Below are 15,540 nucleotides of genomic sequence, written 5' to 3' on the forward strand. Positions count from 1 at the left end.
GCGTGAATTCGTCACGAGATGTCATCACGTTAGCTTAACTCTATTGAGACGTGATGCTCACCCAGAGCCGCCTAATCTGAATGCCCGATTGCGGGCCACTGCCATGCTGCAAACCGCGACGATTCTGTTGGCGATTACCGCTTTGGGCGGCTTGCTCATGGCGGCCATTCGCTTCACCACCAAACATAATCCACCCGCCTGGCTGGCGATGCTGCATGGCCTACTGGCCGCGTCGGGCTTGACGCTGCTGCTCTATGCAATCTGCACGCAGCCTGTTCCGGCGATGGCGACGCTGGCGTTGGCGCTGTTCCTATTGGCGGCCGCAGGCGGCGCGGTGATGAGCCTTGCGTACAAATGGCGGCAACGCCTATTGCCGGCCTGGCTGGTCGTTGCCCATGCCATCGCGGCGGTCACCGCATTTGTGTTGCTGCTGATGGCGGCATTCGGCCAGGCATAACCGGCATATGGGTTGCGGACTAATCTAGACGCGCCTTCTAACAAGCTTGGCGGCATAGATCACTTTGACGTAGTTGCCGGCAGGCGTTTTCCCGCCTGCCGGCCAACTGCTTTCCGTTACCAACGTATGCGCAGACCCATGTTGGCTTCGCGTTGCTCCAAGTCGCTACCGTCAACATCTTGGCTGATCGACAGCACGCCGAAGAAGCTCAGACGATCCTTCAGCGCGGCTTCTACGCCGATATCCAGACTCGCCGAAGTACCCAGATCGTGGTTCGGGAACGCCTGCGCCGCCTCCATCGAACCCGGCGTGCCCAGGTACATGCCGTTTTCCTTCTCGCCGACCACGTTCTGGACGCCGAGCGTCAGCCACGGCTTGATCGAGGCGCCGCCCGCAGTGGTGAACGCCTTCTCTACACGAAGGGCCGCACGAGCCGTGCCGGCCAGATCGTCGTCGATCAGCAATTCCCGGCCCGCCGCATCGACAACGTCTTGCCAGTGCATCTGGCTGGCGGTCAGCTGCAATTGCGGCTCTATCGCCCAACCATTGTCCAGAGCATAGCTGCGCCCGACGCGGGCACTGAGGGTCAGGGAGTTGCCGGTGACACGCTGGGTAAAACCGTCCGCCGTGCGGATATCGGCGCCCGGCCGATGGCCGCTCAGGACCAGATCCAGGTAGTTGCCGTTGTGCCATTCGGTATCGGCGTACATGCCGACGACGGGCGAGTCGATGTCGATCCTTGCCGGCCCGGTGCCCGCCAGTTCGGTAGAGCTGACGCCGGTGGTCCAGTACACGCCGTGGGTAAAGCCTACGTAACCGCCAGCCCGGATCGTCCTGTTGTCCCGCTCAAGATCGCCGTCGATACCGACGTACAGACCCACATCGTCGCCGGAGACTTCAAAACCCGGATCAGCCCCCAACTCCAGTTCGCTGGCGGTGGCTGCCACCCAAAGTCCATGGCAGTCGTCCATCACGTCGGTAGTCGCGCCGGCACGTCCGGACTGCCCGACACCCTGACCGCCGCATTGCGGACGTTCAGTGCTGCGTACACCAGCGAGACGCTGGTGTACCAGGTCGCCGCTTTGCCGGCTGAGCAGCGTGCCCAGGCTGGGTAGCACGCCATAGCCGGAAATTTCCGGCAGCAAACTGGCGGTCTCGGCGTTCAAATACCAGTTGTTGTCCGCTTGCTGGCCGAAGGTCCAAGGATTGACGCTGCCTTCCAGGCGTACGAATCCATCGGGAGAATCGGAGGGCACGAAGCTGCCCGCGGTCGCGGTATTGTCGTTCGGGCTGGAGATCACCAGGATCGACGCCGGAGCGTCCGCTGCGGGACTGCTGCCATCGCTATCGAACACCACCCGCGTGGTACCCACCACGTCGCCGCTGATGTTCAAGCCGCCCGAGCTCGAGGTTCCGGGCGACACCGTTAGCTGCAGCGCGCCCGCGTTGCTGGTATAGCCGCCGCTGATGGCCAGGCGATTGAGCCCGACATCGACCAGGCCCGCGTTCTCGACGCTTCCGTTGAGGCTGGCGCCGGCATTGGCGAACAGCGTGGAAGTAGCGTCGATCGCCAGCACGCCGCCACTCAGATCGAACGCGCCGCCCAAGGTGAGCGAACTGTCGTTGAGCAACTCCACTCGCTCCCATCCGGCCAGCGTGGGCGCACTTGCGCCCTGCAACTGCAAGCCGCTGAAACTCAGCAGATCGCTATTGCCGGCGCCGCCGTCCAAGCTGGTCAGACCGCTAATGTCTCCCCCGACGAAGCGTGCCGTGTCGGCGCCGACCCCGAAAGCGAGCGCGCCGCGAACGGTGCCCATCGAGGTGAAGCTATCGTCGCTGGCGGTACCGCCGTAGCTGCCGGCGATCTGCAGGGTCGCCCCGGCCGCGACGGTGGTGTTCTGCGCCGCCACGCTGCCGCCCGCGGCGACGTTCACGGTGCCGGCGAGCACATTGACCGTGGTGAAGTCCGAACTCATCGGGCCGTTGATATCGAGCGTGCCGATACCGGTCTTGCTCAGCGTTTCGAAGCCCTGTACCGCACCCAGATCGGCGTTGGTGGCGATGTCGGTGTTGAAGGTGTCGTTGCCTGCGCCGGCCACGACCGTACCGACGATATTGGTGCCGTCGTGGATGGTCAGCGTGTCGTCGCCATCGCCCAGCTCGAATACGCCGCTGCCCGTGTTCAAGGTACCGGTCACATCGAGCACATCATTGCCGCCGCCCAGGTCGCCATTGGCCAGTGCGGTGCCGGCGACGTTCACCGTGTTGGTGCCGGCGCTGCCGGTGATCGCCGCTGCGGTGCCGCCGGCGTTTTGCAGCGCGCCGCCGACATTGAGCGTGGTGTCGTCGGCCATCGCCAAAGTCGGAGTGGTCAGGCTGCCGGCGACCGTCAGCGTGCCCCCATTGAGCAGCGTGCCGCCGGTGTACGTCGCGTTGCCGGTGAGCGTCGCCACGCCGACGTTGTCCTTTTGCAGCACTTCGAAGTTGATCGTGTTGCCGCCGTCGAACGTCATCGCTGCGGCGTTGTCGAGCACCACGGTATCGATATCGGCGCCGCCGCTGACGATATTGGCCAGCACTGCGCCGTCCTGCAGGGTCAGCGTATCGGTGCCGCTGCACAGGTCGACCGTACCGCTACCGGATACGGTGCCAGCCACGGTCATCGTGTCGGCGCCGGCGCCGCAGCCGAAGCTGCCGTCGACGTTCAAGGTCGCGCCGCTGGCGACGACGGTGTTCAGCGTGCTGCCCGCGGTCGCAATGATGCTGCCGGCCGGACCGACGTTCAGCGTGCCGCCCTCCACTTCCACGCTCTGCAGATCGGTCGCGCCCGGACCGCTGATGTTGAGCGTGCCGGTGCCGCGTTTGGTCACACCCTCGAAGTTGAGCAGCGCGCCGAACTCGGCGTTGGCGTTGATGTCGTAGACGCGGCTGTCCAGGCCCGCGCCGCCGTCGATGGTACCGTTCACGATGGTGCCGTCGTGTACGACAAAGTCGTCGTCGCCGTCGCCCAGTGCAAAAGTGCCGCCGTTGGTGGCCAAGGTGCCTGTTATATCGAGCACGTCGTTGCCCGCGCCCAGATCGCCCTGCGCGATCGCCACGCCAGTTACGGTTACGGTATTGACGCCTGCGCTACCGGTGATCGTCGCGGCACCACCGAGGCCGCCCTGCAACATGCCATCGACATTGAGCGCAGTGCCGTCGGCCATACCCAAGGCCGGCGTGGTCAGCGCCCCGCCGACGATCAACGTGCCGCCATTGATCTGGGTGCCGCCGCTGAAGCTCATGTTGCCGGTCAGCGTCGCCTCGCCCACCCCGTCTTTCTGCAGGAACTCGAAGTTGACGATATTGGCCGCATTGAAATTCATCGCGCCAGCGTTGTTCAACACCACTCGGTCGCCACCGCTGTGCGCGCCGCCATCCAGCGTGCCGCCGAACCCGCTCAGGTCGGCGCCATCGTTGAGTGTGAGTGTGTCGTCGCCATTGCCTAGCGCGATGTCGCCGTTGCCGGTCACAGTGCCGGCTACGGTCAACGTGTCGCCACCGGTCGAGCCGGTGTAGCTGCCGTCGACATTCAACGTCGCCCCGCTGGCCACCGTTCCGGCGACTACGCCGTTGAGCGACCCGTTGACGCCGATATCCAACGTACCTCCCTGCACGTTGACCGTGTTGAAGCTGGAGGAAGCAGGACCCGCGACGATCAGCGTGCCGGTATTGGTTTTGTTCAAGGCCTCGAAGTTGACCGCGCCGCCGAGAGTGGCGGTGCCGGCCAGATCGGTCACGAAGGTGTCGGTACCGGCACCGCCGTCGACCGGGCCATTCAAGCCGGACAGGTCCGCGTCGTCCTGGATCGTGAACGTATCGTCGCCATCAAGCATGTTGATCGTGCTCGCACCCGTGACGGTACCGGCGACGGTGAAGCTATCCGCACCGGCAGTGAAGCCGAACACCCCATCGACGTTGAGCGTGGCGCCGCTGGCCACGGTCGCGTTCTGCACGCCAGTCAAGCTACCGGCTGCACCGATGTCCAGCGTGCCGCCGTCCACATTGACCGTAGCGAAGGTGGACGCGGCCGGACCAGCCACGATCAGCGTGCCGCTATTGGTCTTGGTCAACGTTTCGAAGTCGATCGCGCCGCCCAGAGTGGCCGTACTGGCCAGATCGGCGACGAAGTTGTCCGTGCCCGCGCCGCCGTTGACGGGTTGGGCCAGGCCCGATAGATCGGCGCCGTCCTGGAGGGTGAAGGTGTCGTTGCCGCCGCCCAGATCGATGGTGCCGACGTTGCTGCCGGTGCTGACCACAGTGCCGGCGACCGTGAACGTGTCGTCGGCCGCGGTGCCGCTGTAGCTGCCGCCATCGGCCAGTTCGAGCGTGGCCCCGGCCAGGATCGTGGTGTTGGTCGCGCTCACGCTGCCGGTGTCGGTAACGCGCAAGGTGCCCGCGTTGAGATCGACGTCGATGAAGTCCGAGACGCCATGGATCTCAAGCGTGCCCAGCCCAGATTTACCCAGCGACTCGAAGCCCAACAGGCCGCCCAGCGGCACCGTGTTGCCCGACCCCACCGTTACGTCCAGCAGATCGTTGCCCGCGCCGCCGTCGATGGTGGCCAGGGCGGTGTCGGTGGTGTCGTAGACGTTGAAGGTGTCGTCGCCCGCGCCGAGCGAGAGCACCCCGCCGTCGGTGTCGATGGTTCCGGCCGCATCCAGCACATCGCTGCCGTCGCCCAGATCGCCGGTCGCGGTCAGGGTCGCGCCAGCGGCGACCGTCACCGTGTTGACGCCAGCGCTGCCGGTGATGGCCGCCGCGAGACCGCCGCCATGCAGCGTGCCGGTCACGTTCAAACTGGTGTTGTCCGCCATCGTCAGGGTTGGCGTAGCGAGACTGCCGGCCACGGTCAGCATGCCGCCGTTGAGCGCGGTGCCGCCGATGTATGTTGAGGCGCCGGTGAGCGTCGCTTCGCCGGTGTTGTCCTTGTGCAGGATTTCGAAGTTCAGCGTGTTGGCGCCAGCGAAGGTCATTGCGCCGGCGTTGTTGAGCACCACCGTATCGGCCGCGCCGGCATCGCCATCGATCAGGTTGGCCAGCACTGCGCCGTCGTTGAGCGTCAGCGTGTCATCGCCGCCGCAGAGGTTGATGTCGCCGGTGCCGGAAACAGTGCCGGATACCGTCATCGTGTCGGCCTGCGCACCGCAGCCGTAGCTGCCGTCCACGTTCAGCGTCGCGCCACTGCCAACCACCGTGTTCAAGGCACTGCCCGCGCTCGCGACCACGCTGCCCGCCGGACCGATGTCCAGCGTGCCGCCCAGCACCTGCACGTCCTGCAGATCGGTGGGAACGGGACCGTCGATATTCAGCGTGCCGGTACCTGTCTTGGTGACGCCTTCGAAATTGACCAGCGCACCCAGGTTGGCGCTGCCATTGATGTTGTAGACGCGGCTGTCCAGGCCCGCGCCGCCATCGATGGTGCCGATGACGTTGGAGCCGTCGTGCACGACGAAGCTGTCGTTGCCGTCGCCCAGTGCGAACACACCGCCATCGGTGTCGAGCGTTCCGGTGACATCGAGCACGTCGTTGCCGCCGCCCAGATCGCCTGTCGCCGTCGCCGTGCCGGTGATGTTGGTCGTCTCCACGCCGGCGCCGCCGGTGATCTGCGCCGCGGTGCCGCCGGCGCCCTGCAGCGTGCCGCCGACGTTGAGCGTGGTGCCGCCGGCCATCGCCAGCGTCGGCGTGGTCAGATTGCCCGCTACCGTCAACGTGCCGTCGTTGAGCAGCGTGCCGCCGCTGAACGCCATGCTGCCGTTCAGCGTCGCTTCTCCGATGTTGTCTTTCTGCAGGATCTCGAAATTGGCCAGAGTGCCGACGCTGAAGTTCATCGCGCCGGCGTTGTTCAACACGATGCGGTCGGCGGTGCTGTGCAGGCCGCCGTCCAGCGTACCGCCGAAACCGCCCAGATCGGCGCCGTCGTTGAGCGTGAGCGTGTCGTCGCCGCCGCACAGGTCGATCGTGCCCGAGCCGGTGACCGCGCCGCCCACCGTTATCGTGTCGTCGCCGGCGCCGCAGCCGAAGCTGCCATCGACATTCAACGTCGCGCCGCTGCCCACGACCGTGTTCAACGTGCTGCCCGCGGTCGCCGCCACGTTGGCGCCTGCACCGACATTCAGCGTGCCGTCCAGCACTTCCACTTCCTGCAGCTCGGTGGTGCCGGGGCCGTTGAGGTTCAACGTACCGGTGCCGGTCTTGGTGATGCCCTCGAAGTTGACCAGCGCGCCGAGATCGGCGACGCCGTTGATGTTGTAGACGCGGCTGTCCAGACCCGCGCCGCCGTCGATGGCGCCGATCACGTTGGTGCCGTCGTGCACCACGAAGCTGTCGTCGCCGTCGCCGAGCGCGAACACGCCGCCACCGATATCGAGCGTGCCGCTCACATCGAGCACGTCGTTGCCGCCGCCCAGGTCGCCATTCGCAATCGCGGTTCCGGTGATAGTCACCGTATTGATGCCCGCGCTGCCGGTGATCGTCGCCGCGGTGCCACCGGCGCCTTGCAGCGCGCCGTCGACGTTGAGCGTGGTGCCGTCGGCCAGCGCCACCGTCGGCGTGGTCAGGTTGCCATCCACATCAAGCACGCCGCCGTTGATCGTGGTGCCCGCGGTGAAGGTCTGCGCACCGGTCATGGTCGCGGTGCCGGTGTTCTGCTTGATCAGGCTTTCGAAGCCAACGGTACGGCTGCCGTCGAAGGCCAGGCCCAGCGCATTGTTGAGGATCAGCGCATCGCTGGCCGTCTGCGCGCCGGCATTGATGCCGACACCTGTCAGCGCCGCGCCGTCGTTCAACGTCACCGTATCGTCGCCACTGCCCAGGTTCAGCGCCGCGGCACCTGTATCCAGCGTGCCGGCCAGAGTCACGACATCATTGCCACCACCCAGATCGCCGTTGGCCCGAAGCGTTGCGCCCGTGTTGACCAGGACCGTGTTGACGCCGGCGCTGCCGGTGAGCGTTGCCGCGGTACCGCCAGCGGCCTGTAGCGTGCCGTCGACGTTGAGGGTGGTGCCGTCGGCCATGGTCACGGTCGGCGTGGTCACGCTGCCGTCGACGTCCAGGGTACCGCCGGCGAGGTCGGTGCCTGCGCTGAAGGTGTGGTTGCCGGTCGCCGTCAGAATTCCGAGGCCCTGTTTGATCAGTCGCTCGAAGCCTGCGAAGAGAGCGCCGCTGAGGGTGCGCGGCGCGGCATTGTTCACCTGCAGGATGTCGCCAGCGCCGAGGCCGCCGTCGACGCCGGCGCCACTGATTACGCCGCCATCGACCAGCGACAGTGTGTCGTTGCCATCGCCCAAGTTCAGCGCCGCGACGCCGGTGTTCAGCGTGCCGGCGACGTTGACCACATCGCTGCCGCCGCCAAGATTGCCGTTGGCGAGCAGTATGCCGTTGATATTGATCGTGCTTGCTCCGGCATCGCCGGTGAACGTAGCCGCCGTACCGCCGGCGGCTTGCACGGTGCCGTTGACCGTCAGCGCGGAGGTGCCGCTCATTCCGATCGTCGAGGTGCTCAGGCTGCCGTTCACCTGCAACGTGCCCGCACCGATCGTCGTCGCGCCAATGGTGTTGCCGGCCGAGGTCAGGATGGTGGTGCCGGTGCCGATCTGCGCCAGCGTGCCGGGGCCGCTCAAGGTGCCGGTGAAGTTGAAGGCGTCGCTGCGGTTGATCGACAGCGTCGAGGTCGGCGCATTGACGATCACGTTGCCGGCGCCGGCATTGCCGGTAGTGCCGCCGTTGCCGATGACCAGATTGCCGTCGTTGATGGTGGTGTTGCCGGTGAAGGTATTGTTGCCGGTGAGCACCCAGGTGCCGCTGTCGTTCTTGGCCAGCGTAGTCACGCCGGTGCCCGCGTTGCCGATCGATCCGGCCAATGTGTTGTTGCCGGTGTTGGTGCCGCCGAGCGCGATGGTGCGCGCCGCATTGTTGGTCTGCAGCGTCACCGGACCTGTGTCGGTGAAAACGACCGCACCGGTGCCCGAGGACTCGATGAAGGTAGTGCCGGCCGAGAGCGTGAACAGCCGATTGGTGGTATCGCCGCTGCCGGTGTAGCGCAGCGTCGAGCCGTTGCCGATCACCAAATTGGCAGCGGCCGCAGATGAGGCACCGATGCTGCTGGCCACGTTGCCATTGCTGAGTTTGTCGACGCCGAGCACACCCCCGCTGATGGTGGTGACGCCGGTATAGGTGCTGTTCGGATTTGTCAGGATCCAGGTACCGGCGTCGGTCTTGGTCAGCGAAGTCGCGCCGGTACCGTTGTTGGTGAGTTGCGCAGCAAGGATATTGTTGCCGGTGTTGGTGCCTCGAAGCGTTAGGGTACGCGCGGTGTTCGCTGTGCCGCCGTGCGTGACCGCCGCCGTGCTGGTGAACGCGATCGCGCCAGTGCCAGACGAGTAAAGAGAACCGCTGCCGCCCAGTGTGAATTGCCGATCCGTGCTGTTGCCGGCACCGTTATATTGCAAATAGCCGCCATTGATCACCAGGTTGCTCGCCGCAGCGCTGGAGGCGCCGATCGAACTGTTGCTGCCGCCATTGGTCAAGCAGCTGACGGTGAGTCCGCCGGCGTTGATGGTCGTGCTGCCCGTATATGAGCTAGCGCAGCCGGCCAGCGCCTGATCGGCGCCGCCACTTTTGACCAGGCCGCCCGTGCCGCTGATCGCGCCGGAGTAGATCGCGTTACTGCCGTTGGTGATCGTCAGCGTGCCCGAACCCAGCGTGACGTTGCCGCCGACAGGACCGCCGGCCTGCAGGAACAGGATCGAATTGTCGAAACCGGCGAGGTCCAACGCTGCTCCGGCGACATCCACAAAGCTTACGCCACCTGTGCCAAAGGCACTGGTCGAGCCAGCGCGCAAAATCCCCGCCTCGAGGCTCGTGCTGCCGGTATAGGTATTGGTTCCGGACAACACCAACGTACCCTGATCGCGCTTCGCGAGCCCGCCCGGACCCACGACCGCGCCGGTGAAACCCAGTGTGGTGCCGTTGGCCACGTAGACATAGCCCCAACCGCCACCCAGATTGATCCCGCGGTCGATCGTGACGCTGGCGCCGGTGTATTGCAGAATTCCATTGTTCGTCAGCGTCAGGTTGGCCGAGGCGGCGGACGAAGCGCCGATGCCGCTGGCCAAACCGCCATTGGCCAGACAGTCGGTGCGGATCACGCTGTTATTGATCGTAGTGGCGCCGGTATAGGTATTGCCGCAGCCGCTGAATATCTGCGAACCACCGACATTCGTCACCCCGCCCGTACCGGTAATGCCGCCGGTGAAATTGGAACCCGCGCCCCCGCTGAGCGTCAGCGTCGCGGAGCCCAGATCCACACTGCCGGCGCCGGCAAGTGCGCGGACCGTATTGTTGAGATCGTTGAGATCGAGCGTGGAGCCGCTGGCGATGGTCCAGCCGCCGGTGCCGAACGCCTGCGTCGAGCCGGCCTGGAGAACGCCGCCATTGATGAAGCCGCCTCCGGTGAAGGTGTTTGTGCCTGAGAGCACCAGGGTGCCGGGGCCGTTCTTGCTCAGCGTGCCGGCCCCCACCACCGTGCCACCGACAGTGAGTGTGGTGCCGCCCTGGGCTACGTCGACGGCGCCGCCGCCGCCTCCAAGCGTAAAGCCGCGGTCGGTGCCGACCGTCGCGCCGGTATATTCCAGTTCGCCGCCGCCCTGAAGTATCAGATTGTCGGAAGCGTTGCTGGACGCGCCGATACCGCTGGCCACGCCGCCATCGGCCAAGGTGCCGACCGACAACGTGCCGTCGCCGACGGTGGTGACGCCGACATAATCGTTGCCGCCGTTGCCCAGTGTCAGCGTGCCGTCGCCGGTCTTGGTAAGGCCTGCATTGTCCGGGCTGGTGACCTGTCCGTTGAAGGTCAGGTTGGTGGCACCGTTGACGACCTCGATGGTTCGCGACAGACCTCCATTGACTAGCGTAAAACCGCGATCGGTGGTCGTGCTGCCCCCGGTATAGCTCAGCGTACCGTTTTCGAGTACCAGATTGGATGCGTCGGCAGCCGAGGCGCCGATGGCGCTCGCAGCGCCGCCATTGCCGATGGTATTGACCGAGAGCGTACCGCTGTTCAGCGTCGTGGCGCCGGTATAGGTATTGGCGCCGGACAGCGTCACCCGCCCCGTGCCGCCCTTGCTGAAGCCGATGGCGCCGCCGTTGTCGATGATCGTCGAGGCGATGGTGAAGTTGCTGCTGGTCCCGCCGTTCTGCAAAACGCCCAGCGTGCCGCCGCCGGCAAGACCGGTCAGATTGCCGCCCTGGATGATCTTGGCGGTGTTCCCCACCGTGCTCGCCACAATGATGGTGCCATCGATGCCGAGGGTCTGGCCGGCGCCCACGTTCACCGTTGAATTCGCCGCCGTGGTGTATTGCAGGCCGCCCAGCTGCTTGCTGCCGGTCACTGTGCCGGAGAAGCTGAGAGCGTCGCCGTCGCTGTCGCTGATGAACTCGTTGTCCAGCCAGGTGGCTGCGTCGTCCTTGTCCGTGTAGTCGGTGTCGGTGAAGGCGACGATGCTGCCGCCCTGCACCTTGGCGTAGTCGCTGCCGTTGACCGTCGCCCAGCCGCCCAGCGTTCCGTCGGCGTTGGTGGTGGTGATGATGCCGCTGGCGGAGGTATCGAAATCGACCAGGCCGCCGCCACGGACGATGCTGCCGAGGTTGATGGTGACGGTGCCGCCGGCCGCGGGTGCCGTGGTGACGTTGTTGCTGCCGGCGGTGACGTTCAAGCCATTGAAGGTCTGCGTATTGGCTTCGCCCGTGGCGCCGGTCACGACCAGGTTGCCACCGGCCATGTTCAAGGTCGAGGTGCTGGAAATGATGTTGCTGGTCGGCCCGCCCGCACCTGCGAAGCTGAGGCCGAGCGTGCCGCCGCCAACGTTGGTCGCGCCGGTATAGGTGTTGGTGCCAGTCAAGGTCAGCGTGCTGCCGCCGAGTTTGGTGAGACCTCCACTGCCGGCGATGTTGCCGGCGTAACTGGTGTTGGTCGCAGCCGGACCATTGATGATCAGTTGGCCACCACCGGTCTGCACGTTGCCGCCACTGCCGGCGAGCGAGGTAAAGGTCAGGCTATTGCCGGCCAGATCCAGAGTACCGCCGTTGACGACGGCGCCGGAGGTTCCGAATGCCTGGGCGCCGCCGGCGCGGAGCGTGCCGCTCTGCACGGTGGTGGTGCCGACATAGGTATTGGCGCCGCCGAGTACCCAGGTGCCGGCACCGTTCATCGCGATGCTGCCGGTGCCAGAAACGACGCCGGACACCGTGTTCGTGCCTGCATAACTGCCGCCGAGCGTCAACGCGTCGACGCCGCCTGCGCCGAAGCTCGTCGCGCCGGTGAGCGAAAGTGCGCCCGTGCCATCGTTGGCGACGGTGCTGGCGCCGTCGATTACCAGGCTGCGGTCCGTGCTGGTCGCTGCACCGGTGTAGCTCAGAACGCCGTTGGTGATACCGATGCCACCGGCGGTGCCGGTGCCGAACGAACTGGCGGTGCCCGTGTTGGTCAGGGTGCTGGCTCTTACTGTCAGGCCGTTGATGCCGGAAGCGCCGGCATAGGTATTGGCGCCGCCCAGGGTGATGGTCCGGCCCGCACCTCCGGAGAATCCGAACGACCGGTTGGTCGTGCTGCTGATCGTCCCCAGTAGTTGCAGGTCGGCCGTCAATGCGCTGAAGGTCATGCCGAGCGTAAAGCCGCCGGCGGTGCTGATGTCGCCGGTCAAGGTCAGCGTCCCTGTGCCTGAGTTTCTCAGCAGGTTTCCACCGCTCGAAGTGTTGTTGAACACGAAATTGCGGTTGGAGCTGTCGCCGTCGCCAGTGTAGATCAGCGACCCGCCCAATCCACCGCCCGCAGAGACGGTTATCAAGCCGTTGGCGGCCGTCGTTGGCGCGCCGAGCGCGCTGGCCACGCCCAGATCCGCGATGGAAGTGAAACCGTATGAGCCGCCGCCGCCGAAACTCGTCCGACCGGTGTAGTCGCTGGTCGCGTTGCTCATGGTGACGCCGCTGCTTGCCCCCAGGTTGCCGGTGCCGGTGAAGCGCGCCGATCCCACGCCGCCTCCGCCTACGTTGACGTTACCGGCGCTCAAGGTGACGACGCGGCTGGCGCTCAAGGCGGCGCTGCTGCTCAGCGAGGTGCCGCTCGCCATGGTGATGCCGTTGGCGGCGTTACCCAGCGCCGCATCCCCGCTTACGCTCAAGTTGCCCGCGTTGACCACGATGCCGCCCGAAAAGGTGTTCGCGCCCGTGAGGCTCAAAATTCCGCCGCCGGTTTTGGTCAGGCCGGCGGTGCCGGCGATGACCGACGCGATGGTGCTGGCGCCGCTGTTGATCGCGATGGTCGGCGTGGTGCCCGCCAGCGTAAGCGTACTGCCGGTCAGGGTGTAGCCGGTCGTATTGAATGTCAGGTTGTGCGCGGTGATCGGCGTGCCCAGCGTCACCGTGCCGGCGGTGCCGCCGAAAAACACGTCGTCGAGCGCGGCGTTGTTCCAAGTGACGTACGGGCCGCTCACGCCATCGGCGTTAGGGCTCCAGAAAGAACTGGTCAAGTCCCATGCGCCCGTGCCGCCGTTGCCGACGCCCGTGGTATTGACGTCCCAGTACCGGTCCGCCGCCTGCACCGGTGCGTACAGCGCCAGCAGCGCCGTCAGAATGCCCAGCCGCAATCCCCAGCTTCCGGTCCCGGTGCGGTCGAGCAAAGCCGTCACGCCTGTCTTGTCGACACTGCGGCCTTTGCCCTTGCCCTGCGGCGTCGCAAATTCGGATGCGACTACCCACGTGCACAGCGCCTTGGACCAGATGATGCGGAAAATGCGATTCATGAAAACTTCCCTCTGAAGTAGTGCAAATAGGATCAGCCCGTCCCGCGGGAATGCGGAACGGCGACAAATGCAGTCAGGTAGGCGTGCGAACGAGACTGAAGCAGGGCATGGCCGCGGTCGTTGATCCGATCGAGACTGGAGCTGCAACATGAGCCAACGCCGATAACGAGAACGGCAGGGGTGCCGTTCTCGTTATCGCGAGTGAAAGATTGTGTTGTGGAGGGAGATGCCAACGCGCGGACAAGTTGGCAGGCCAGATCCGTCTGGATCCGTAGCACGCCCTTCCTGGCGATCCGGCATTCCCCGAGATACCCAATCCAGTCCCCCCCCAGGTAACTGGTTCCACTACAGCTAATAGGATCTTAATTAATGCATTTCCCGAAACTGCGCAACACGTTTATGCACAAACGACTTGGCTGGTTCGCTAATCGTGAACTGATCGCGTTTTTTACAAAATGGATCGTCGTATAGCCACTTAATCTTGCGAAAACTAACCAAAACTATCAGTTGTTATTCGCGCTCGATTCGCGCTTATCGTCCTTCCAATCCCAGCAGCTCCACTGCCCAGGCTTTGCCCTTTCTGCTCTGGCTCTGGCTCTGGCTCTGGCTCAGGCTTTGCTCTTTTTGCTCTGGCTCTGGCTCTGGCTCTGGCTTTGCCCCCTTTTGCAAAAGGGGAGGCAAAAGCTCACTGCCCCGGTCAATCTGGTGGATCAAGCGCAGTTGCGTTTGAATTGGGCATGATCAAAACGACAAACCCACCGCGAGGTGGGTTTGTCTTGCAACAGTACTGCGCTCGCGGCGTTCCCCGATCAGCGCAAGCATGACTTCAACGCAAGCTATAGCCTGAAACGCGCCAGGTCTGGTCGCTGTCAAGATGGAACGAAACCAGTTCGCGCACCGGTTGCGGCGCGTTGGCGAACTTGGTGGCGTAGACCACATTGACGTAGTTGCCAGCCGGCACGGCGGCGCCCGCCGGATAAACGGCGCGGGTGACCGCCACTTGTTTACGCTCGGCGACGGCACCGACTTTTTTCCGGTCCAGCGCGATCTGCTTGACGAACTCATCCTGGGTCGTCGCTGCTTTGGCCACTGGAGAGGCGCCTATCCAGACTTCGGCGACCTTGTTCTGGTCCACCATTTGCACCACCTGCGCCGCGGCCTTGGTCATTTCCGCATCCTGGCGCGCGACCTGGGCCTGTTGCTCGGGCGTCAGCTGCGGTTGCGTGGCCTGCGGTTTCTGCGCGGGCGCACGCGTGGGTTGTGCCGCCTGTTGCGCGCTAGCCGCGCCGGCGAACGTCAGCAGCAGCGAAGCGAGTGCGAACTTGGAAACTTTCATGGGTAATTCTCCGAAGAAGTTGTTTGCGGGCGTTGGTCAGTCTAGGCCGGCGAACGCTATTTCACGGTCAAGGATACTTATTTATTCGAGCTGGCATCGACCCGGATTTCGACCCGGCGATTCGGAGTCAGGCACGCGATCAATGCCGTACGCTCCTGGTCTTCGCACTCCTTGACCGGTTCGCTTTCGCCACGGCCCTCGGCGGTGATGGCCGATGCCGCCACGCCGCGAGCGACCAGGAACTCGCGCACCGTCTGTGCGCGACGTTGCGACAGCAACTGGTTGGCCGCCTCGCTGCCGATCCTATCGGTATGGCCAACGACCTTGATCGATGCGTTGTCGGCGTCCTTGAGCTTGCCAGCGATGGCGGCCAATTCTTCACGTCCTCTGGGCAGAATGTCGTCGACACCGTATTTGGCGAACGCGAACAGCGCATCGGCCGACAGACTGAAATTCCGTTCCTTGGACTCGCCGGCCACCACTGGCGCTGCTTCCACCAGCAGATCGGCGCAGGAGGCGGGCGCCCAATGGAAGGTCTGGGCCAGATAGTCCTTGTCGTAGATGACCTTGTACTGGCAGGTGATGATCTGGCCGTTCTTGCGGAAGTGGAACAGGTAGTCCCATTCGCGCACGCCAGCATAGCCTTCGTGAAAATGCGGACGGCCCAGCAATTGGTAGAGCTGATCCTTGGTCATGCCCGGCCCCACCAGACGCAGATCGCCCAGGTTGGGGAAGGTGCCGCCCTTCATCACGATATGCGCCGGATCCGGGAAGACGACTTCACCGGCCACGCCCTGCGGACTGATGTCGCGGCTGACGTGGCGGGTACCGCAGGCCGAAAGCAGAAGTGCGGCGCTTATCGAGATCAACAGCGCGCTGGAAATTTTAAGAGTGCGTTTCATTGCGTG

General features: G+C 64.8%; 4 protein-coding genes. 1 reads left to right on the plus strand and 3 read right to left on the minus strand.

Annotation, left to right across the window (positions count from 1 at the left end; genetic code table 11):
* The first annotated feature begins 103 nt into the window (after positions 1-103).
* Positions 104-457, plus strand: coding sequence for a hypothetical protein (locus J2W94_RS12335; RefSeq protein WP_310093792.1), 354 nt, complete (start codon positions 104-106; stop codon positions 455-457).
* Between the two features lie 116 nt (positions 458-573).
* On the opposite strand, the gene J2W94_RS12340 is transcribed toward J2W94_RS12335, so the two are convergent.
* The 3 genes from J2W94_RS12340 to J2W94_RS12350 all read right to left on the minus strand — a co-directional run bounded on the left by J2W94_RS12340 (position 574) and on the right by J2W94_RS12350 (position 15,534).
* Complete coding sequence (locus J2W94_RS12340; RefSeq protein ID WP_310093795.1) at positions 574-13,296, minus strand: autotransporter-associated beta strand repeat-containing protein; 12,723 nt, start codon at positions 13,294-13,296, stop codon at positions 574-576.
* A gap of 826 nt (positions 13,297-14,122) precedes the next feature.
* Positions 14,123-14,632, minus strand: coding sequence for a DUF4019 domain-containing protein (locus tag J2W94_RS12345; RefSeq protein WP_310093798.1), 510 nt, complete (start codon positions 14,630-14,632; stop codon positions 14,123-14,125).
* Between the two features lie 77 nt (positions 14,633-14,709).
* Positions 14,710-15,534 carry an OmpA family protein gene (locus J2W94_RS12350; protein WP_310093801.1) on the minus strand — a complete coding sequence of 275 codons (825 nt, stop codon included), beginning with the start codon at positions 15,532-15,534 and terminating at the stop codon, positions 14,710-14,712.
* Between the last annotated feature and the right edge of the window lie 6 nt (positions 15,535-15,540).

This window comes from Pseudoxanthomonas sacheonensis (assembly GCF_031455975.1).
In the GTDB taxonomy this organism is placed as follows: domain Bacteria; phylum Pseudomonadota; class Gammaproteobacteria; order Xanthomonadales; family Xanthomonadaceae; genus Pseudoxanthomonas_A; species Pseudoxanthomonas_A sacheonensis_A.

Bases quoted from the DNA above. Each gene is read 5' to 3' on its own strand.
- J2W94_RS12335 (WP_310093792.1), top strand. From the start codon at position 104: ATGCTGCAAACCGCGACGATTCTGTTGGCGATTACCGCTTTGGGCGGC.
- J2W94_RS12345 (WP_310093798.1), bottom strand. From the start codon at position 14,632: ATGAAAGTTTCCAAGTTCGCACTCGCTTCGCTGCTGCTGACGTTCGCC.
- J2W94_RS12340 (WP_310093795.1), bottom strand. From the start codon at position 13,296: ATGAATCGCATTTTCCGCATCATCTGGTCCAAGGCGCTGTGCACGTGG.
- J2W94_RS12350 (WP_310093801.1), bottom strand. From the start codon at position 15,534: ATGAAACGCACTCTTAAAATTTCCAGCGCGCTGTTGATCTCGATAAGC.